This is a genomic window from Picosynechococcus sp. PCC 7117 (genome assembly GCF_001693275.1).
Classification (GTDB): Bacteria; Cyanobacteriota; Cyanobacteriia; order Cyanobacteriales; family MRBY01; genus MRBY01.
In genome coordinates, this window is sequence record NZ_CP016477.1 from 252,537 (window position 1) to 274,108 (window position 21,572).

Here is a 21,572-nt window from a genome sequence, read left to right on the forward strand (position 1 = left end):
GATGAAAAAGTTCAATTTTCAGGCCACTTAAATAACAATGTCTCAGGCACCTCTGTTATCGAAATTTGGGACGCAAATGTCGCGTTTAACCGGCGTGCGGGCGATCATGAAAGACATCATCGATACCCTAAAAGCAGGGGCAGGCCAAGATTTTATTAACCTCAGTGCGGGCAATCCGGTGATTATCCCGGAAGTGGAACGGCTCTGGCGCGATTGCACCAATGATCTCCTCAATAGTCCGGAATATGGGGAAGTGGTTTGTCGCTATGGATCGTCCCAGGGTTATGAACCCCTGATTGAGGCGATCGCCACCGATTTTAACCAACGCTATGGCCTGAACTTAACGGGCGAAAATATTCTCATCACCCCCGGCTCCCAGTCCCTCTATTTCCTCGCGGCCAATGCCTTTGGTGGATATGATAATGTCGGCCAACTGAAATCGATCATTCTTCCCCTCAGCCCCGACTACACCGGCTATGGGGGCGTCAGTTTATACCCAGAGGCCATCCGCGCTTTTAAACCGAGCCTCGACATTGACCAGGCGAACCACCGCTTTAAATATCGCCCCGATTTTAGTCAGCTTAATATCGATGAAAATACAGGCTGTGTAATTTTCTCGCGCCCCTGTAATCCGACGGGAAATGTCCTCAGTGACGAAGAAGCCGAAAAGATTGCTGATCTGGCTGCCGTCCATGATGTGCCAGTATTTATTGATTCGGCCTATGCCCCTCCTTTCCCAGCTCTGAATTTCACGGAGATGAAACCCCTCTTTGGTGGCAACGTGATCCACTGCCTGAGCCTCTCTAAAGCGGGCTTGCCGGGAGAACGGGTAGGGATTGCCATTGGGGAACCGCGTTTTATCGGGGTTTTACAGGCCTTTCTAACCAATGCTTGCATTCATTCGTCGCGCTATGGTCAGGCGATCGCCGCCCGGGCGATCCAATCGGGGGCCTTGGCTAATATCGCCGAAACGGTGATCCGACCCTACTACCAAAACAAAATCCAAATCCTCGAAGCTGCCTTAGATCGGGCGATGCCCAAAGATGTGCCCTGGTATCTCCACCGAGGGGAAGGGGCGATTTTTGCTTGGTTGTGGTTTGATGAGTTGCCGATAACCGACTGGGAACTCTACCAAGAATTAAAAGCCGTGGGCGTGATTGCCGTGCCCGGCAGTCCCTTTTTCCCAGGCTTGCGCGAAGATTGGCCCCATAAGCAGCAATGTCTCCGCATTAGTTTGACAGCTACCGATAGTGAAATTGAAACCGCAATGGCCCGCCTCAGCGATGTGGTAAAGAACGTCTATCGTTCCTCGGTGAAATGAGCTACGACAACATTCTCAAGTTTTTATTGGAAATAGATCCCCATCCTTTTGTCCATTGGCTTCTGGGGGAATCAGCCCTTGAGAGTGTGAGCTTTCTTAATACAGAATTGAACCTCGAACCAATTCGGGCGGATGGGGGGTTTTTCTTGGAGACTGCTGGCAAAATTCTCCATCTTGAATTTCAAACGGTGGCTACTTCTAACCCACCAATGCCCCTGCGGATGTTGGACTATTGGGTGAGGCTTTATCGGCGTTATCGCCTTGAGATTGAGCAAGTCGTTATTTTTCTCAAGCCCACTACGATGCCCGAAGTGTTTCATGATTATTTTCAACAACAACAGACCACCCATCGCTACCGGGTGATTCGGCTCTGGGAGCTAGAACCACAGCTCTTTTTTGAGTTGCCGAGTTTGTTGCCTTTGGCGGTTCTTGCCAAAACCCAGGCTCCCGAACAACTGTTGCAGCAAGTCAGTCAGCAATTGGATAGGATTGAAGACAGGACAGAACAATTAAATCTCAAGGCTGCAACGCAAATTTTAGCTGGGATTAAGTTTACAGATGCGATGATCGAGCAATTTTTCCAGGAGGAACTTATGCAGGAATCGGTGATCTATCAAAAAATTTTCAATCGGGGTATCGCCCAAGGGGTAGAGCAAGGCTTGCAACAGGGACTTCAACAAGGTTTACAACAGGGATTACAGCAGGGGATTGAGGAGGGAGAATTCACATTACTCACAAAACTCTTATCCCGCCGTCTTGGTTTGTTAGATGCCGCTGTACTCAAACGTTTGCGTCAGTTGTCTCGGTTGCAGCTGGAGGCTCTGGGGGAAGCGTTATTGGATATGCAGTCCCGTGCTGATTTAGATCAATGGTTAGCGACCTATGGCAACGAAACCTAAGCGGTTAACTTTCTGGAAAAACCTCGAAATTTTTGTCCTTGGTGATTCCTTTAATCACTCGCGTGAAAATAGCGGAAAACTTCCTCGGCGAGACGCGGCCCAATCCCTTTTACTACTCCAATTTGACGCAGTATTCTAATTTTCCACATTTTTTGTGAGCCAAAGCGACAAAGGATCCAGTTTTTTCAAAATCAAATCGGGTTTAGCATAGCGACCTACAAAAGTGAGTGTTGGATTAGGGGCAGTGGCGCAACGAAAAAGTAGTTTTTATGGTGCCTATTGAATATCCGGTTAAAATCATTACATTTGAGGAAAATGACTTTGTACAGGGTGGAGGGTCGATCGTGGCAAAGGACGCAGTATACCAACGAGCATTAGAGAAAATTCGACAAGCCAAGCAGATAAGCGCTACAGAATTGAATTTAGATGGGATGAAGTTGACGGAACTACCACCAGAGATCGCCCAACTCACCAATCTCCAAAACCTTGTTCTCAGAAGTAATCAGCTAACGGCATTACCGGAGGTGATCACTCAACTAAGCAATCTCCGAACCCTTGCTCTCAGTGGTAATCAGCTAACGGAACTACCACCAGAGATCGTCCAACTCACCAATCTCCAAAGACTTGACCTCAGCAGAAATCAGCTAACGACATTACCGGAGGTGATCACTCAACTAAGCAATCTCCAAATCCTTGCTTTCATCGGTAATCAGCTAACGACATTGCCGGAGGTGATCGCCCAACTAAGCAATCTCCGAACCCTTGCTCTCAGCGGTAATCAGCTAACGACATTACCGGAGGGGATCACCCAACTAAGCAATCTCCAAGCGCTTTATCTAAGCTTTAATCAGCTAACAACATTACCGGAGGTGATCACCCAACTAAGCAATCTCCAAACCCTTGTTCTCAGAGGTAATCAGCTAACGGCATTACCAGAGGCGATCACCCAACTCACCAATCTCCAAAGACTTGACCTCAGCAGAAATCAGCTAACGGCATTACCGGAGGTGATCACCCAACTAAGCAGTCTCCAAACCCTTGTTCTCAGCAGAAATCAGCTAACGGCATTACCAGAGGCGATCACCCAACTCACCAATCTCCAAAGACTTGACCTCAGCAGAAATCAGCTAACGACATTACCGGAGGTGATCGCTAGCTTAAAGCAACTTAGAAGATTAGTGTTGCAAGATAATCGACTACCAATACCGGAAGAAATTATTTATAAAGGCTGGGGTAAAAGCAAGTTGTCCGATGGCAATCCCCGAGCAATTATTGACTATTACCTCGACTATTTGACGCAGGGACGGCAGCCCCTCAACGAGGTAAAAATGATTTTGGTTGGACAAGGAACAGTAGGAAAAACATCTTTAGTAAAGCGTTTATGTAAAGAAGAATTTGACCCATCAGAAACGAAAACTGACGGCATTGTAATTCGTGATATTAAACTCAACCTTAGTCCTCAAAGTCATCATAATCACATTGTACAGCTAAATATTTGGGACTTTGGTGGGCAGGAAATCATGCACGCCACTCACCAATTTTTTCTAACTAATCGGAGTGTTTATTTATTACTCATTAATAACCGTAATAGTGAAGAGGAAAATCGCCTTGAATATTGGCTAAATACCATTGAAAGCTTTGCTTCTAATTCTCCAGTAATTATCGTTGGCAACAAATCAGATGAACATCCTCTAGACCTCAATGAAAAAGACCTCAAACAAAAATATCCCAACATCAAAGCCTTCATTTCCATTTCCTGCAAAGAAAATACCTGCATTGAGGAACTCCTCCAAAAAATCTGCCACGAAATTAAAGCCTTACCCCATGTGGGGGATTTTCTCCCTAAGCACTGGTTTGATGTCAAAGAACGCTTAGAGAACCTCAACAAAAATTATATTCCCTATGAAGAATATGCCGACATTTGTTCAGAAAATTCCATTACCGAAGACGACAAACAAAAATCCTTAGTGAGCCTGCTTCATGACCTTGGCATTGTTCTCAATTTCCATGACGACCCCAACGTTAACGATACCCATGTCATTAACCCCGAATGGCTAACCGCTGGCATTTACCGCATTATTAACTATTCAGATCTCACTACAAAATTTAAAGGCATTTTGTCCTTTGATCTCCTTGCCAAAATCCTCCCCAATAACGACTATCCCGCCCACAAACACAAATTTATTATCGCCATGATGAAAAAGTTCGAGTTATGCCTTGATCTCAATGGCGATGACCTCCTTATTCCCAACCTCCTACCAAAATCAGCCCCCGAATCCCTCGACGAAACCCAGTGGCAAGACTCACTCCGCTTTGAATATCACTATCTGATTTTGTCTCAGAGCATCATTTCCCGATTTATCGTAAAAATGCATGACTACATCGCGAATAAAATATGGTGGCGCACGGGAGTCGTTTTAAGTGATGGGAAGAACCAAGCCCTTGTCAAAGCTGATCTTTACGACAAAAAGATTTTTATCGCGATTAATGGAACAGCTCATACTCGCCGCGACTTCCTCGCCGCAATCCGTAGTTGTTTTAACTCCATTAACAAAACCTTCAGTGAAAAAAGCCAACCAGAAGAAAAAATTCCTCTCCCCAATAACCCGAAAATTGCTGTTAGTTACCAGCATCTCCTCACCCTAGAATGTAAAGGATTTGAAGACTTTATCCCTGAAGGTGCAGAAGATCCAGTCAGCGTATTCGAACTTTTGAGTAGTATTAAACCCATCCCTAGCGATCAAGAAAACTTCGATAGAATTCGGGGAGATATGCACTTTCACGGAGAAACAATAGTCAATATGTCAGATATTCAGCAATCCGGTAATTTCGGTATTGGTCATATGAGTGACGGAACGTTGAAAGACAATGCCAAGGCTGTCGGACAGTACAATGAAGCTTCATCTCAGAATCTCGCCCAAGCTGCCCAAGATATTAAAGCCCTTATCGACCAACTCGAAGGCGATTACGCATCGACCCCAATGGGGAATATGCAAATGGGTACGGAAATTGTCACGCGCATTGATCAAAACCAAACCATTAAAGGACGTGTGGTCAATGCCCTCAAAGAAGCTGGAGTCGAAACCTTTAAACAAGCCATATCCCACCCTGTCGCTGCCATTGTTATTGCTGGTGTAGAAGGATTTCTCGAAGCCGACTAACACATGCCAACCATATTCAACATTTTAATCGGCAATTGGATGGAAATAATCATAAATATCCTGAGCGAGGCGATCGCCGATCCCTTTGACCTCAGCGATTTGTTCGGGTTTCGCTTCCCGGAGATAGTCGAGGGAGTGGAAATGGGCGAGGAGTTGTTTTTTGCGGTGGTGGCCTAAACCAGGGATGTCATCCAATTGCGATCGCCTGCTGGATTTGAGACGTTGTTGGCGATGGAAACTGACCGCAAAACGGTGGGCCTCATCCCGCACCCGGCGGAGAAGTTGAATGCCAGGCTGTTCTTTTTCACTTTTAAGGGGATTGGATTCGTAGGGGAGATAAACTTGCTCTTGTTTCTTGGCAAGGCTAATCACATTTAACTTATCGGCTAGATTCAGTTCCTCCAAAACTCCCATGACTGCGGATAATTGGCCTTTGCCGCCGTCAATCATGATCAAATCGGGGCAGTCTTTTTCCAAGCCTTGTTTAAAGCGCCGTCGCATAATTTCCGCCATGCTGGCAAAGTCATCAGAGCGGCCAATGTGAATCTCAGGATTTTTAATTTTGTAGTGGCGATAGTCTTGTTTCGCGGGAATGCCGTCGATAAAAACCACCTGGGAGGCCACCGCATTCGATCCCTGAATGTGGGAAATGTCATAGCCTTCGATGCGTTTGGGCAGCTCTGGTAAATCTAAGAGATTCGCTAAATCTTCGAGGGCCGCTAAATTCTTGGTGGCGGTGCGCTGGGTGCGGCTCAGTTCGTATTGGGCGTTGCGTTCTACCATCGCGATCAAATCCGCCTTCAGTTGCCGTTGGGGTTGGAGAATTTGCACTTTACTGCCCCGGCGATCGCCTAAAAATTGCCCTAACCATTCCTGATCTCGGAGGGGATATTGCACTAAAATTTCTGCTGGAATTTCTACCCCATCCACATTGGCATAGTGGGCTTCCAAAACGTGCTGGAGGATTTTGCCATACTCCACCGTTAAATCTGGCCCCAAATTTTCCGGCAGGGGCGTAAAAAAGCCTAACCGACCCACCAGTCGTCCCGCCCGTACTTGAAAAAGTTGAATCGCACAGTGACGTTCATCGGCAGCCAAGGCGATCGCATCCCGGGACAACCGATCATCCGGTAAGCTCACCTTTTGATCGGCATTGAGCGCACCAATTGCCTTGATTTGGTCGCGGATTTGGGCCGCCTTCTCAAACTGGAGATTCTCTGCCGCCTGGGCCATCTGGGCCGTCAAGGTTTCAATCAATTCTCCGCTGCGCCCTTGGAAGACCATCGCCACCTTTTGCACCGTCTGTCGATATTCCTGGGGGGAAATCAACTGCTGACAAACCCCCGGACAGCGGCCAATATCGTAGTTCAAACAAGGCCGATGTTTAAACAGCGGTTGTCGCCGTTGCCGCAGCGGAAAAATCCGTTTCATTAAGCCCAGAGTATGCCGCAGTAACCTTGTGTCCACATAGGGGCCATAGTAGCGATCGCCCTTGTTCCCCAGATGTCGTTTACGAGTAATGAAAAAACGCGGATAATCCTCCGACCAGGTGATGCACACATAGGGATATTTCTTGTCATCCTTGAGCAGTACGTTGTAATAGGGCTGGTGCTGCTTAATCAGGTTTGCTTCGAGGGCGAGGGCTTCTGCTTCCGTATCCGTGACAATGAATTCAATGTCCGCTACCTGCTGCACCATCATTTCAATGCGGGGCGAATGCAAACGGGCATCACGAAAATAAGACCGCACCCGATTCCGCAGGGTTTTGGATTTGCCAATGTAGAGAATATCTCCCTGGCGACTGTGCATAAAATAAACCCCAGGCTCCGTTGGAATTTCCCGGAGACGTTGTTGCAATCGCTCAGGATCTTGCAGTAAAGGCACTGAATTCAAGGTAGCCATGGCCAAGACAAGACATTGTTGAAGGGAGTTTAGAAATTGTAAGCAATTTTCCATCAAGACAGCCCCGACACAAAAAAACGAGGCCTCCCCGGGAAGGTCTCGCCGTTAATTGTTTCCCAGTGAAATGCCGGTTACAGACTCGTGTTGGAGTTGATGGTTACGGTGCCATCGGGGGTAACAGTCACAACGCTTTCAATGGTGTAGTCAACGGAGCCGGGTCTACGCCCCTCGAAGGTGAACGTGTAGCTCCCATCGGCATTTAGTACATAGGGAGACTCATTGGGATTGCCGTGCATTGCCGGTTCAGCCCGGTAGTTATTCAAACCGCCATTTTCTTGTTCTGCAGCTTGGCGGGCGAGGTTCTTCGCCTGATTGAGATCAACAATAGTCGCGCCGGAATCTACGGTACTGTCACTGGTACGCACGTCGCCATTGTAAAGAATCTGGGTACTCCCATCCGTCAGCACCTTGACCTCTGTTTCGTAGGTGTAATCAAGGGATTCGGGACGGCGGCCTTGGAAAGTAAAAGTATAGCTGCCGTCACCGTTGCTAACGTAGGGAGATTGCTCTGCTAGACCATGCATGGAGGGTTCAGCGCGATATTGACTCAGACCACCATTCTCCCGTTCTGCAGCTTGGCGGGCGAGGTTCTTCGCTTGGTTGAGGTCGAGGCTCGCCGCAGCGATATTGGTGCTGTTGAAATTATCAGAGCGAATTGACCCGTTGTAATCAATGGTTGCGGTGCCATCGTCAGTGACCGTTACAACGGTTTCGTAGACATAATCCGTGGATGCCGGTTGCCGTCCCCGGAAGGTAAAGGTATAGCTGCCATCGCCATTGTCCACATAGGGGGACGCCAAGGGATCACCATGCATGGAAGGTTCGGCCCGATATTGACTCAGGCCACCATTGGCATCCTCTGCGGCTTGGCGGGCGAGATTTTTTGCTTGGTTCAGGCCAAAGGCAAGGGTAAGATTTCCTTGGGCCAGGAGGGTCTGGGCTTGGTTGGGGGAGGGAGCAAGCAGGATGCCACCACTACTGAACAAACCAAGTAGCAGCATCGATCGTAAAGCAGTGATTTTCATAGTCAATAACCGAAAACTCCAAAGGGCGATCGCCTTGCCTTTCATGCTACCTAAAGAAGCGATCGCCGGGAAAAAAGTTTCCGTCAAGGGGGAAGCAAGGGGGATAATGGAAGAGTTTTCTTGCTTTCGGGAAAAAATGAGCCGATCTTTACCCCTCTCAGCCCATTATCACCAACGCACCAAATACGATCCCCAAACCCTTTCCAAGCGGGGCAAATCCCTAGACTGGTCCCAGCAGCCGAGTCCCTTCAAAGGCTACAAAATTGGCACCAGTTACGATCTCAAGCCCTATTTAGAACTTGACCGCAATGAGCCCCAATGGGAAAACCTGTCCTATCTATTATTGTTGAGCTACGGGCTGACCGCCAAAATTCCGACTTTTGGGGGAGATTTTGTTTACCTCAGAACCGCTCCTTCAGCGGGGGGGCTGTATCCGGCGGAATTGTATCTCATCTCCCGGGGTACTGAATTGCTCCCGGCAGGCCTTTACCACTACCAGCCCCAAACCCATACCCTGTTGCGCTTTTGGGATAACCACTGTTGGGTCGATCTCCAAGAAGCTTGCTTTCGCCATCCGGCCCTCGAAAAGACCCAACTCGCGCTAGTAACGACAGCAATTTTTTATCGCTCGGCTTGGCGCTATGAAGCCCGGGCTTACCGTCGCATTTTTCTAGATACGGGCCATTTGCTAGGCAATGTGAACCTGGCAGCCACAGCCCATGGGTTTCGTCCGCATCTCATCGGTGGGTTTAGCGATCGCCTGATGAATCAACTCCTCTATCTTGATGGTGAAACAGAGGCTGTGACCAGTATTATGGCCCTCAATCCACAACCCCAAGCAACCAGTCACGGCAAAACCGCCTTACCCTCCCCTGTGTCCTTCAATTACCCTGATTTGGCAGAAGACGAGCTACTCAAAGCCCTCCATGAAGCTTCGATGATTCAGGCCAAGGCTCCGGTACCCCCCCACCAACCGAATCTGTTGGAAGATAAATATAATTTTCCATTTTGCTTAAAGGTTTCCCTCGCCAATACTGATGCCGAAAATCGTTATCGTCAGCGCATTGACTGGGGCGAAGACCAGGAGGATTTAGAAGAAACCCTGTTAAAACGGCGCTCGACCCGGGCCTACACCGGGGAAGACCTCACCCTCGAAGAATTGCAACTGATACTCCACTTTACCTATCATCCTGAGGACTATGGAGAACAGGGTCTACTAGGCGATCCGGACTATTTTGACTTGAGTTTGATCGAGACCTTTGTGGCGGTTTCTGGGGTCGAGGGTTTAGAGGCGGGTTGCTACTACTATGCGCCTAAGGCCCAGGCACTGCGGCAAATACGCTTTAAAAATTTTCGCGAAGAGTTGCATTACCTTTGTTTAGGTCAAGATTTAGGTCGGGATGCGGCGGCCTTGGTCTTTCACACGGCAGATTTAGGGGCAGCAGTCAGTCGCTATGGCGATCGCGCCTATCGATACTTACACATGGATGCAGGCCAATTGGGACAACGCTTAAACCTCGCTGCAATCCAGCTAGACTTGGGGGTCAGTGGCATTGGAGGCTTCTTTGATGATCAAGTCAATGAGGTTCTCGGTATTCCCGATGATGAGGCGGTGCTCTATGTCACAACCCTCGGTGTACCAGAGCAAGGGTGACATACTCCCGACTCTGATGCTTACGCATACAGAGCGGGCTTCTCAAGATCGCTCTCGATCAATTTCCTGCTTCATCCGTCCTCCCTAGAATGTTGCCATTCCCCGTTATGGATACGTCCACAGGCAGTTTAGAGTCTCCTGATGCCCCACGGAGACTATGTACAAGGAACCAAAGTTCTGTACAACGCAACCAAATTGGTTTTACGCATCAGTGGCTTCAGACAGTATTGTCATTCTTCCTGATGCAACGCCCTACCAATTATCAAGGTTCAATACCGTTCCTAGAGTTTGCGCTGTTCACCACGCTACTAAGACGTGTTCGTTTGAGTCAATTTAGTCAGTGGTTAGCTGATACAGTCATTGTAGTACAAGAAGACTGCAACAATAGCAAGAAATAAAGTTTTTCGAGTTCGATTGACTCAGCAAGAATTGGACAAATTAGAGCGAAATCCAGAAGAACGGGGGAGTTCTAGCGCTGAACTGATTCGAGACCATATCAAAAGGCTACCGAATCTGGCTGCTTCGAGGGCATCGAACCCCACTCAGCAACCTTGAGGAGTCCATGTTGTTACTGAGCAGCTCGAGTGAGCCTCGCCGAACTCTTGCCGAAGTATCCCGGCACTCATCGAAGCGATAGAGCGCGGGACTTATAGCCCCTCAAATTCCCCAACGGTTAAGATTGGGAAAAAAGGCGATCGCCTATGTTGAAAATTAACAACCTCACAAAAGCCTATGGCCAACGCCCGGTGCTCCAGGGCCTCGATTTATGGATCGACACCGGAGAAATTTATGGTCTCTTGGGGCCGAACGGAGCCGGAAAAACCACAACCATCAATATCCTGTGTAATTTACTCCAGGCCGACGATGGTGCCATTGAAATCGCCGCTTCTCCCCTTTCTGAAGCCACGAAAAAGATCATCGGTGTCGCCCCCCAGGAAAATTTGCTCTACAAAACCCTGACCTGTGCGGAAAATCTCCGGTTTTATGGTCGCATCTACGGGCTGTCGAAACAGGATTGTCAGGTGCAGATCGGCGCTTGTCTAGAGGCAGTGGGTCTCGGCGATCGCCACGGTGCTCCTGTCGAAACCCTCAGTGGCGGGATGCAACGGCGGATGAACATTGCCATTGCCCTGATGCACCGACCCCAATTGCTGATTTTAGACGAGCCGACCACGGGCCTAGATATCGAAACCCGCTATGAAATTTGGCAACTAATCCAGCGGCTCCGGGATGAAGGCATGACAATTTTGCTAACAACCCATCTTTTAGATGAAGCCCAGCGGCTCTGCCAGCGCATTGGCATCCTGAAAGGGGGACAAATTATCGCCGAGGGGACGCTTCCGGAACTACGCCAACGGATTCCCGCCAAGGAAGTTGTCCTGCTGCAAACGACGGATAGAGAAGGGGCGATCGCCAAAGGCACCGCCGCCGGCTTTACCCAACGGGACTATGGTGGCGATCTCGCCTTTTGGCTACCAGAAGCCTTAGAACTTTCAGACATTCTCGATATTTTTCAGGGCATTCCCATCGATTCCATTGCCCGCCAAGGCGTTCAGCTCGAACATATCTATGTCGAAATCACCCAAAACCACCAGCAAGCCGTCCCCGAAGCCCAAATGAGCTAGGGCGAGCCAAAACTTTTTCCCCCAAAGCTTGACAAGCCTAAAATAGTTAGGGCAATATATTATCCGTGCCTAAGGGGGTATAGCTCAGTTGGTAGAGCGCTTGCATGGCATGCAAGAAGTCACCGGTTCGAGTCCGGTTATCTCCATCGAAAAAACTATCTTCAGAAAATCCAAGACCTCTGGTGCCCAATCGCCCAGGGGTCTTTTGTCGTGGTGCATTGTGCCCAACTGTCGCAGTAAAAAATCAGGTTTTGGCGATCGCCCCACAGCGGATCAGGGTGCGGATGTCTCTACCCAGGGTCGGTAAATGTTCATGCTAAGATCTCAATCAGTACGTTCTACGAACAACTCTCACTTCAGAATCTTCCTGAGATAGGAAATCTCTGAAGCATCCTGCAAACTCCAACGAGGAAAACACCACCATGGGATACGAACTACCTGCATTACCCTACGATTACACTGCCCTCGAACCCCACATCTCGAAAAGCACCTTAGAATTTCACCACGATAAGCACCATGCGAGCTATGTCTCCAAGTACAACGATGCCGTAGCTGGCACCGACATGGATAGCAAAAGTATCGAAGACGTAATCAAAGCCGTAGCTGCAGATCCCGCCAAAGCAGGTTTGTTTAATAACGCTGCCCAAGCGTGGAACCACAGCTTCTACTGGAACTGCATGAAGCCCGGTGGCGGTGGTCAACCCACTGGTGCCCTCGCCGACAAAATCAACGCCGACTTCGGTAGTTTCGATAAATTCGTTGAGGCTTTCAAAACCGCTGGTGGCACCCAGTTTGGTAGTGGTTGGGCTTGGCTCGTCCTCGACAATGGCACCCTCAAGGTCACTAAAACTGGCAATGCTGGCAACCCCATGACCGAAGGTCAAACGCCCCTCCTCACCATGGACGTTTGGGAACACGCTTACTACCTCGACTACCAAAACCGTCGCCCCGACTACATCAACACCTTCCTCACCAGTCTTGTGAATTGGGACTTCGTAGCGGCTAACCTCGCAGCGGCCTAACGTCTTGTTTAAATCCTAAGATTCATTTGGTTTTTCAAAATATCTAACTTAACTGACAAGGGACTTACCATGGGTAAGTCTCTTTTTTTTGGTGATAGGGAAATTAATTAGAAGAAGGATCGCAAAAATACAAACGATAGCGATATCCGGTCACTTTTTGCCTTGCTTCTGGTTGCAACGGACAGATGGATTCTGGGGGCGCAAAATGGGTATTAAACATCAAGATCTGGGTTGGTGTCGTGAGCTGAGTCGCAGTTTCAGCAAGGACTTTGGCGGCTGTATCCTGTTTGAAAAAGTTATCGAGAATTAAAAACCGAGGTTGCAGGCTGGGATCGAGGTGATGCAAAGCCCAGGCAAGGCCCATCTGGGTGCGGGTTACGGCAATTTCATAGTAATGGGTCGCAAAAATTTGAGGGTCATTCCAGTCTAAATTTTGTTGGAGGATTTGGGCGATCGCCTGATTATTTTCGGGCTTCCGGTAGGCAAGATCGACATTGACACACAAACTACTTAAACCCATTAAACCCACAATCATTAGGGCACTGAGACGACAATTTTGGGGCCAGAATAACTTAGAACAGGCAATATTTTTTCCCATCTGCGCCAGGAAAAATCCCAATAGAATCGTTAACGCTGGGAAATAAATGAAATGGTAGCGAGGGGCTAGGGTAATATCCAATTTCAGCACATAGGTAATACCAAGAATTGTGACCAGATTCGCAAGAATAATACCTGTGAAAATTTTGACTTCTAATTGCGCCCAGCTTTGTTGAAATGCCGCTGTCAGATTAGGAATAAACCAGAGCAAAATCAGCAAAAGGGCGATCGCCGCGGCCACCACTAACCAAGTTTGATCTGCTTCGATGGGTAGCATAAAAATCATCCCCAAGGCCCACCCCAAGGAACGGAGCGGTGGCAGCAGATTTCCTAACCCCCAACCGTAGTCTTGATTGAGCCAGGAAGTCAGTTCGTCATTATTTTGGCTCTGCCAGTGGTTGAGCAGCAGAAAAACGACAATTGCCGAGGCGATCGCTCCACAAAAAATCCGTTGCCAATAGCCTGGGAAAAAGATTTTTGCAAGAGATTTCTGGGGCCAATTTTTTCTTAAATCCTGACCATAACAAAAGAGTAAAACGAGTCCTTCCGCAAAGAGCGATAGCACCATGAAATAATGACTGGCCACCCCTAAAGTATTAACAATTAGCCAGCCTAATAACACTTGAAACGGAATTTTGTGCGACCGTTGTTGAGCTTGAATGATTTTTGCAACGCACCCATAGGACAGGGTCATCCAAATCATTGCCAGGGTATAGTGACGGGCCTCCTGGGAAAGATAAACGGCGTAGGGGGACAGGGCCATGGCGATCGCCCCACCGTGGGCCGCCCATTTATTTTTAAAAACCCAGGCACTTACTCCGAACACCACCAGAATGAGTAAAACCCCAAAAAAAGCAGCCGGCGATCGCCCCACAAAAATACTGATTAATTCCCCGTCTGTACTCCACAAATCGAGCCAGAGGTGGGTCAGCCAGTAGTACAAAGGCGGATGGTTACTCTCACTGAGGAGCATCTCGCTGACTGTCGCAAGATTCGTACCAGTTTCATAGCGGAGTGGTGCCAGGAGAAGATCCGCGGAAATTAACTGGTCTAAGGCAATCTCCCGGAAACCATGGCCCAAGCTAAAGACTAAAGTGGCCCACTCATCTCCCCACACAGACTTAAGGGTGAGGTTCCAGAAGCGCAATAACGTTCCTAACCCCACCCAAATGCCGAGTAGATAAAAATCTTTTTTAGAAAATATTCGGGAGCTTGCCATGGTGCCTTTCGCCGATCAGTCTTGAAAGGACAATAGCAGATTACTCTTTATTGTTGTTCGGGCAATTCAAAGTCTTCGTAGCTACCACCAACGCTGATATCGGTATTAAACAATTCCGCATCGGTTAAGGTTAAATCTTCCATCACAGCCCCAAAAACATGGGTGTCATACATCCGTGCTGCGGTGAAATTTACCCGGTTGATTCGGGCATAGTTTAAGACCGCATTGGTGAGAAAAACATCGGTAAAGTCGGCCCCAGAAAGGTTCGCGCCCGTTAAGTCGGCCCCTTCGAGGTTGGCCCCTTCAAGGTTGGCATAACTGAGGTTCGCATCCCGCAGATCGGCCCCAATTAAGTGCGCTTCCCTGAGATCCGCGCCAATGAGGTTACAGCCTTGGCAGGCACCCGTTTCCAGCAGACGTTTTACGTGGTCTGGGTTCTCGCCCCTAGCTGGCTTGGCGATCGCCAAGAGCATTGTGAGGGTTGCGAGGGCTAATAATAGGCGTTTCATATTGATTTCCTCCTGCCAATTTTGCACAAAACCGAGCCAGTTTTTCGACGGTCTTTTTGTTGCCTAGGTCATCGGCTTTCGGCAGGTACTTGTTCACATCATTAGAGCTAACGTCATAGTCGATTATTGCTCCAAAAAATTTAGCGAAAAATCAATTCTGATGCAGAGTACAAAGTCCCTTACTTTTATTATTTCACAACTTCTATTGCCTGCTTGACTCTCGCCAAAAGCCGTTACATTTTGTCTTGCTACTGTCGAAAAATGACCGCTAATAATAGTATAACAAAAATTCATAATTTTTGCCAGTTTAAAGCAATATTCAAGCGATAACCTTTATGATTACGGATAATATTTGAGCGATATTTTTTTTGGATTGTGATTGTGAGTGATCTCCACGAAAAGACTTCTTTACCAGACCCAGCAGCCCCTTGGCACCATCAGGCGATCGCCCATGTCCTCCAAGTATTTCAAACGGATGAACAACAGGGCCTAGAAGGGCCAGAGGTAGAACGACGTCAACAGTTTTATGGCCCCAATGAAATCGAAGCCGGTCGGGGGCGTAATACTTGGGAAATTTTCCTCGATCAGTTTAAAAATGTGATGCTGATCATGTTGATTGTCGTGGCCCTAATTTCTGGGGTAATTGATTTTGTAGAACTCCGTGCCAATGCCTTACCGGAAGGAACGGTTCCCTTCAAGGATACGATCGCCATTATGGCCATTGTGGTTCTCAATGGACTATTGGGATTCATGCAGGAAAGTCGCGCCGAAAAAGCCCTGGCCGCCCTCAAAAAAATGTCTTCTCCCCAGGTGCGAGTGTGTCGTGGGGGGCAATTTTCTGAAGTCAAAGCGGCCCAGTTGGTGCCCGGGGATCTGATGTTTATCGAAGCTGGTTCCCAACTCAGTGCCGATGGTCTCGTCCTCGAAGCGGCCCAGCTCCAAGTGCGCGAGTCAGCCTTAACCGGAGAAGCCAACCCCGTCACCAAAAGGATTTGTCCGGTAGGGCTCGCGGCGGATACGCCCCTAGGCGATCGCCAAAATATGGTTTTTTCAGGCACAGAAGTCCTCCAAGGCCGGGGCAAGATCTTGGTCACTGCCACTGGAATGAGCACCGAGCTCGGCAAGATTGCCCAAATGCTCCAAAGCGTCAAAGCTAGCCAAACCCCTCTCCAAAAGCGGATGGCCCACCTCGGCAAAATTCTAGTCACCGGCTCACTTATCCTCGTGATTTTGGTGGTGGTTTTCGGTAGCCTCCAGGTGGGCAATTTTAGTCGCATCAAAGAATTAATCGAAGTTTCCCTGAGTATGGCCGTGGCCGTCGTCCCAGAAGGCTTACCCGCTGTCATCACCGTTACCCTTGCCATTGGCACCCAGCGCATGGTGAAACGCCAGGCCCTGATCCGAAAACTACCTGCCGTTGAAACCCTTGGTTCTGTCGATACCATTTGCTCCGATAAAACGGGTACCCTCACCCAGAACAAAATGGTGGTACAGCGCCTAGAAACCCAAGACCAGTCCCTCCGGGTTACCGGGGAAGGGTACGCCCCCATTGGCGAATTTTTGTCCCAGGATCAAAGCCTCAATCCAACTCAACATCCCGAAGTGCAGCAATTATTACGGGCTTGTGTCCTCTGCAATGATGCCGTTTTAAAACAAGACGACCAGGATTGGCTGATTATTGGCGACCCCACAGAAGGGGCTTTACTGAGTCTGGCTGGCAAAGGGGATCTATTTGCTGAAGCTCTCCAGAAAGAATGGCCCCGCTTGGGAGAATTTCCCTTTTCCTCGGAACGCAAACGTATGAGCGTTATTTGCGCCACGCCAAACCCTGACCAAGCTGAATCAACGGCAGCTTATTTGCTCTGCTGCAAGGGTTCGCCGGAGTTGGTGCTGGAGCGCTGTCAAACCTACCAAACTGCCACAGGTATTTTGCCTCTCCAAGCAGAAGACCGGGCCGCGATTCTCCAGCGCAACAACGAAATGGCCCAGGCAGGTTTACGGGTTTTGGGGTTTGCTCAACGTTGTTTAACCCATGTACCAGAAGCCCAAGCCGAGACAAATGCGGAACAGGAAATGGTTTGGCTGGGCCTAGTGGGGATGATGGATGCGCCCCGTTCGGAAGTCAAGGAGGCCGTGGCGAAATGTCGCGCCGCCGGGATTCGGCCCGTGATGATCACCGGTGATCACCAACTTACGGCTCAGGCGATCGCCCAACAATTGGGCATTGCAACCCCAGACGCCAAGGCCCTCACAGGGTTAGAGCTTAGTAAACTTTCCCAGGTTGATCTAGAAGCCATGGTCGAAACCGTGAGTATCTATGCACGGGTGGCCCCAGAACATAAGTTGCGCATCGTCCAGGCCCTCCAAAGTCGCGGTAAATTTGTCGCCATGACCGGAGATGGGGTTAATGATGCCCCCGCTCTCAAGCAAGCTGACATTGGTATTGCCATGGGAATTACGGGCACTGATGTCAGTAAAGAAGCCAGTGACATGGTGCTCCTTGATGATAATTTCGCCACCATTGTCGCCGCCACCGAAGAAGGCCGGGTCGTTTACACGAATATTCGTCACTTTATCCAATACATTCTCGGTAGCAATATCGGCGAAGTAATTACCATTGCCGCTGCTCCCTTGATCGGTTTATCCGAAGTGCCCCTCATTCCCCTGCAAATCCTCTGGATGAACCTCGTCACCGATGGTTTGCCCGCCCTGGCCCTCGCCATCGAACCCGCTGAACCTGACGTGATGCAACGCCGTCCCTTTAATCCCCAGGAAAGTATTTTTGCGCGGGGGCTAGGTGCTTATATTCTGCGTATTGGCTTGATTTTCTCCGTGATCAGCATTGCCCTCATGGCCTATAGCTACAATGCCCACCCCGATAATTGGAAAACCATGGTCTTCACGACCCTCTGCCTTTCGCAAATGGGCCATGCGATCGCCGTCCGTTCCCGCACCCAACTGACCTTAACCAGTAATCCCCTAAGGAATCCCTACCTAATTATTGCCGTGGCCGCCACAACAATCCTCCAACTCATGCTGATCTATGTCGAACCCCTACGGCTATTTTTCGATACCCAACGTCTCTCTGGCCAGCAACTGTTAATTTGTTTGGGGGTCAGTACCCTACTCTTTGTTTGGGTAGAATTAGAAAAACTTGTGATTCAGTGGTATTGGGCTTGGAAAAATCCCCCAAAAAGCAGATGAAAAAAACAAAAGTGAATTCGATTTCTGTATAGATCTTATCTGTTTTTAGGATTAGTCTTGGGTAGTATGGTGCGGTTAGATCTACGGAAAAACCTATGACTGGAAACGCCGCCCGTGTTCAAGCGATTCAGCAAATTACCAATCGTACCCCCATCAAGTGTGAACCGCCCATTAAGCTCGAAGAAGCTTGGGCTACTAATGTTTTTGATCTGAGTAAGATGCAGGCCAGTCTCCCAAAGGCCGTCTTTAAATCTATCAAAAACACCATTACTTCCGGTGAAAAGCTAGACCCTTCCGTGGCCGATGCTGTGGCAACAGCAATGCGTGATTGGGCCATGTCTAAGGGCGCTCTCTACTACGCCCACGTCTTCTACCCGATGACCAACCTCACCGCAGAGAAACACGATGGTTTCGTCTCTGTCCAGAGCGATGGAAAAGTCATCTCCGAATTTTCCGGTAAGGTACTGGTACAAGGGGAGCCCGATGGTTCTTCTTTCCCCAACGGTGGGATCCGTGACACCTTTGAAGCACGGGGTTATACGGCTTGGGACGTGACCAGTCCGGCCTACATCATGGAAACCGAAAATGGTTCGACCCTTTGTATTCCTACCGTTTTCGTCTCCTGGACCGGGGAAGCACTCGATAAAAAAGTGCCCCTACTGCGCTCCATCGATGCCATGAATAAGGCAGCCCAGAAAGTTTTAAAACTGTTGGGTCACACCGAAATCGCCCGGGTCAATTCCAGTTGTGGGGCAGAACAGGAATATTTCCTCGTTGACTCTAACTTCGCCCACCAACGTCCGGATCTTCTCTTGGCTGGTCGTACCCTTTTTGGTAAGTCTCCGGCTAAGGGCCAAGAATTTGATGATCATTACTTTGGGGCCATCCCTGAACGGGTACAAATCTTTATGCAGGATGTGGAAGCGCAACTGTATAAGCTCGGTATCCCCGCAAAAACCCGTCACAATGAAGTGGCACCGGGTCAATTTGAAATTGCGCCTGTGTTTGAAGCGGCAAACGTGGCCAGTGATCACCAACAGTTGATCATGACCACCCTCAAGACCACGGCGAAAAAGCACGGTTTTATGTGCTTGCTCCACGAGAAACCCTTTGCCGGGATCAATGGTTCTGGTAAGCACGTGAACTGGTCTGTGGGGAATGCAACCCAGGGTAACCTGCTGGATCCGGGCGATTCTCCCCATGACAACGCTCAGTTCCTCGTCTTCTGTGGGGCGGTAATCCGTGGTGTCCATAAGTTTGGGCCTTTGATGCGGGCGGTAATTGCTAATGCCAGTAACGACCACCGCCTTGGTGCCAATGAAGCCCCCCCAGCCATTATGTCTGTGTACCTCGGTTCTCAGTTGGAGGAAGTTTTTGAACAAATCAAAAATGGCACTGTTTCTGAGTCGAAGAAGAAAGGGGTTATGGATCTCGGTGTGGCGGTACTGCCTGAACTGACTAAGGATGCGGGCGATCGCAACCGGACTTCTCCCTTTGCCTTTACCGGGAACCGCTTTGAATTTCGGGCTGTGGGCTCTAGCCAGTCTGTGTCTGGGCCTTTGGTGGCACTCAATACGATTTTGGCCGATTCCCTAGAGTGGATTGGCGATCGCCTTGAGAGTGAATTAGCAAAGGGATTAGAAATCAGCGAAGCCATCCTCACAGTTCTCAAGGAAATCATGAACGAACATGGTTCTGTGATCTTCGGTGGCAATGGCTACTCCGAAGAATGGCACCGGATGGCCGTTGAAGAGCGCGGTTTACGTAACCTACCCACGACGGCGGATGCCCTACCTGTGCTCAAGGAAGCAGAAGTTGGAGCGTTGTTTGACCGACTCAAAGTCTTGACCCCCATAGAGCTTGAAAGCCGCTTTGAAGTGTACGCCGAGCAGTACATCAAATCCATCGAAGTGGAAGCCAAGCTGGTGATGAACATGGCAAAAACCATGGTTTATCCTGCCGCTGTAGAATACCTGTCTAAGTTGTCAGGTACCATCACTGCCCTTGTGAATCTCGGCATTTCCCTCGAGAAGAAAAGTGCAGAAACCGTTTCTAGTCTCACCAATGACCTGATGGCTGCCACCGAAAAGCTCAGTGCTGCCTTTGAAAAAGAAGATTTTGCTTCCACAGAAGAGCATATGCACTATTGCGCGAGCACCATTCGTCCTTTGATGGATGAGGTTCGTAGCTACGCAGATCTGTTGGAAAATGAACTACCAGACAGCTTCTGGCCCCTGCCCACTTACCAGGAAATGCTGTTTATTAAGTAGATGATTCGCCTCGATTGAGTCAATCATTAAATAAAACTCAAAATCCCTCTATGTTCTCTGGCAATGTAGAGGGTTTTTTTTGCATGGAAAAATGGGTTCAAACCGAATGGATCACGTTGGCAGGGAGATCCTGATAAAGGGGAGTACTCAGGTACCGTTCTCCGTAGCTTGGTTGAATCACAACAATGAGTTTGCCACTATTTTCTGGACGTTGGGCAACCTTGATCGCGGCACAGAGGGCGGCCCCCGTTGAAATGCCCGATAAAATACCTTCTTCTCTGGCCAGGCGACGGCCAAAATTGATCGCGGCTTCGTCGGTCACCGTCACCACTTCATCGATGATGGTCTGATTGAGCACACTGGGGACGAAACCCGCGCCGATGCCTTGGATTTTGTGGGGGCCGGGTTTACCACCAGAAAGTACGGGGCTATTGGCTGGTTCAACGGCGATCGCCTGGCATTCGGGCTTATATTTCTTTAGCACCTCGGCGATTCCGGTAATTGTGCCACCGGTACCAACTCCAGCAATGATCATATCGACTTTCCCTTCTGTATCTTCCCAAATTTCGAGGGCTGTAGTTTTGCGGTGGGCATCGGGGTTCGCCAAATTATTAAACTGCTGCAACATATAGGCATTGGGCAGGGTATCGACGATTTCCTGGGCTTTGGTGATACAAGCACTCATGCCCGCATCCCCAGAGGTCAGTTCGAGTTGTGCTCCATAGGCGAGGAGCATGGCCCGTCGCTCCATACTCATGGTTTCTGGCATCGTCAAAATTAACTGATAGCCTTTGGCGGCGGCGGCCATCGCTAGGGCAATGCCTGTATTCCCGGAAGTCGGTTCTACCAAAATCGTTTTACCGGGGGTGATTTCCCCAGCGGCTTCGGCAGCTTCGATCATGTTGACGCCAATGCGGTCTTTAACGGAGGCGGCTGGATTCATCCCTTCTAATTTGATCACAACCTGGGCAACACAATTTTCCTGCTCAGGAATACGATTTAACTGCACAAGGGGCGTTTTTCCTACTAATTCGGTAATGTTCTTGGCAATTTTCATGGTGGGTGAGATTGTGCCGCTAGGGGTGAAACAGAATGGCGAACCGA

The 21,572-nt window shown here is 49.1% G+C and carries 13 protein-coding genes and 1 tRNA gene; 9 read left to right on the top strand and 5 right to left on the bottom strand.

The features are described from left to right. Nucleotides 1–37: 37 nt before the first annotated feature. From AWQ22_RS01245 to AWQ22_RS01255, 3 genes are all read left to right on the top strand, one after another. Nucleotides 38–1,321 carry a valine--pyruvate transaminase gene (locus AWQ22_RS01245; protein ID WP_065709935.1) on the top strand — a complete coding sequence of 428 codons (1,284 nt, stop codon included), beginning with the start codon at nt 38–40 and terminating at the stop codon, nt 1,319–1,321. Beyond that, nucleotides 1,318–2,220: an Rpn family recombination-promoting nuclease/putative transposase gene (locus AWQ22_RS01250; protein ID WP_065709936.1), complete on the top strand. Its 903-nt coding sequence runs from the start codon at nt 1,318–1,320 to the stop codon at nt 2,218–2,220. Before AWQ22_RS01245 ends, AWQ22_RS01250 begins: the two co-directional genes overlap by 4 nt. A gap of 344 nt (nt 2,221–2,564) precedes the next feature. Continuing rightward, nucleotides 2,565–5,381: a COR domain-containing protein gene (locus tag AWQ22_RS01255; protein ID WP_198166512.1), complete on the top strand. Its 2,817-nt coding sequence runs from the start codon at nt 2,565–2,567 to the stop codon at nt 5,379–5,381. A 24-nt stretch (nt 5,382–5,405) separates the two neighbouring features. Here the strand turns inward: AWQ22_RS01255 and uvrC are convergent, their stop codons facing one another. Next, nucleotides 5,406–7,283, bottom strand: a complete 1,878-nt coding sequence (uvrC, locus tag AWQ22_RS01260; protein ID WP_065711591.1) for an excinuclease ABC subunit UvrC — start codon at nt 7,281–7,283, stop codon at nt 5,406–5,408. Nucleotides 7,284–7,414: 131 nt separating this feature from the next. Next, complete coding sequence (locus tag AWQ22_RS17020; RefSeq protein WP_232321433.1) at nt 7,415–8,455, bottom strand: hypothetical protein; 1,041 nt, start codon at nt 8,453–8,455, stop codon at nt 7,415–7,417. A gap of 49 nt (nt 8,456–8,504) precedes the next feature. On the opposite strand from AWQ22_RS17020, the gene AWQ22_RS01270 reads away from it, so the two are divergent. The 4 genes from AWQ22_RS01270 to AWQ22_RS01285 all read left to right on the top strand — a co-directional run bounded on the left by AWQ22_RS01270 (nt 8,505) and on the right by AWQ22_RS01285 (nt 12,669). Further along, complete coding sequence (locus AWQ22_RS01270) at nt 8,505–10,022, top strand: SagB/ThcOx family dehydrogenase (RefSeq protein ID WP_065711592.1); 1,518 nt, start codon at nt 8,505–8,507, stop codon at nt 10,020–10,022. Nucleotides 10,023–10,723: 701 nt separating this feature from the next. Next, nucleotides 10,724–11,647: an ABC transporter ATP-binding protein gene (locus AWQ22_RS01275; protein ID WP_065709939.1), complete on the top strand. Its 924-nt coding sequence runs from the start codon at nt 10,724–10,726 to the stop codon at nt 11,645–11,647. 73 nt (nt 11,648–11,720) lie between these two features. Beyond that, a tRNA-Ala gene (locus AWQ22_RS01280) sits at nt 11,721–11,793 on the top strand. Between the two features lie 276 nt (nt 11,794–12,069). Next, on the top strand, nt 12,070–12,669 hold the full coding sequence (locus AWQ22_RS01285) for a superoxide dismutase (RefSeq protein WP_030006045.1): 600 nt from the start codon (nt 12,070–12,072) through the stop codon (nt 12,667–12,669). A gap of 103 nt (nt 12,670–12,772) precedes the next feature. Here the strand turns inward: AWQ22_RS01285 and AWQ22_RS01290 are convergent, their stop codons facing one another. Next, a complete protein-coding gene (locus tag AWQ22_RS01290) occupies nt 12,773–14,485 on the bottom strand; it encodes a glycosyltransferase family 39 protein (protein ID WP_065709940.1) in 1,713 nt (570 codons plus the stop codon). Nucleotides 14,486–14,532: 47 nt separating this feature from the next. Beyond that, complete coding sequence (locus AWQ22_RS01295) at nt 14,533–14,994, bottom strand: pentapeptide repeat-containing protein (protein WP_012305879.1); 462 nt, start codon at nt 14,992–14,994, stop codon at nt 14,533–14,535. A 375-nt stretch (nt 14,995–15,369) separates the two neighbouring features. On the opposite strand from AWQ22_RS01295, the gene AWQ22_RS01300 reads away from it, so the two are divergent. Together AWQ22_RS01300 and AWQ22_RS01305 are read left to right on the top strand one after the other, a co-directional pair. Continuing rightward, the gene (locus tag AWQ22_RS01300) at nt 15,370–18,198 is read left to right on the top strand and encodes a cation-transporting P-type ATPase (protein ID WP_084448938.1); all 2,829 of its coding nucleotides are present in this window, start codon (nt 15,370–15,372) and stop codon (nt 18,196–18,198) included. A 95-nt stretch (nt 18,199–18,293) separates the two neighbouring features. After that, nucleotides 18,294–20,468 (top strand): glutamine synthetase III, encoded by a 2,175-nt coding sequence (locus tag AWQ22_RS01305; RefSeq protein WP_065709941.1) that lies wholly within the window; start codon nt 18,294–18,296, stop codon nt 20,466–20,468. 97 nt (nt 20,469–20,565) lie between these two features. Here AWQ22_RS01305 and cysK read toward each other — a convergent pair whose 3' ends face one another. Then, nucleotides 20,566–21,525 carry a cysteine synthase A gene (cysK, locus tag AWQ22_RS01310; protein ID WP_012305882.1) on the bottom strand — a complete coding sequence of 320 codons (960 nt, stop codon included), beginning with the start codon at nt 21,523–21,525 and terminating at the stop codon, nt 20,566–20,568. Nucleotides 21,526–21,572: the final 47 nt, after the last annotated feature.

Coding starts and splice junctions, on each gene's coding strand:
- AWQ22_RS01250 (WP_065709936.1), top strand. CDS start 1,318: ATGAGCTACGACAACATTCTCAAGTTTTTATTGGAAATAGATCCCCAT.
- AWQ22_RS01290 (WP_065709940.1), bottom strand. CDS start 14,485: ATGGCAAGCTCCCGAATATTTTCTAAAAAAGATTTTTATCTACTCGGC.
- AWQ22_RS01305 (WP_065709941.1), top strand. CDS start 18,294: ATGACTGGAAACGCCGCCCGTGTTCAAGCGATTCAGCAAATTACCAAT.
- AWQ22_RS01285 (WP_030006045.1), top strand. CDS start 12,070: ATGGGATACGAACTACCTGCATTACCCTACGATTACACTGCCCTCGAA.
- AWQ22_RS01275 (WP_065709939.1), top strand. CDS start 10,724: ATGTTGAAAATTAACAACCTCACAAAAGCCTATGGCCAACGCCCGGTG.
- cysK (WP_012305882.1), bottom strand. CDS start 21,525: ATGAAAATTGCCAAGAACATTACCGAATTAGTAGGAAAAACGCCCCTT.
- AWQ22_RS01270 (WP_065711592.1), top strand. CDS start 8,505: ATGAGCCGATCTTTACCCCTCTCAGCCCATTATCACCAACGCACCAAA.
- AWQ22_RS01245 (WP_065709935.1), top strand. CDS start 38: ATGTCTCAGGCACCTCTGTTATCGAAATTTGGGACGCAAATGTCGCGT.
- AWQ22_RS01295 (WP_012305879.1), bottom strand. CDS start 14,994: ATGAAACGCCTATTATTAGCCCTCGCAACCCTCACAATGCTCTTGGCG.
- uvrC (WP_065711591.1), bottom strand. CDS start 7,283: ATGGCTACCTTGAATTCAGTGCCTTTACTGCAAGATCCTGAGCGATTG.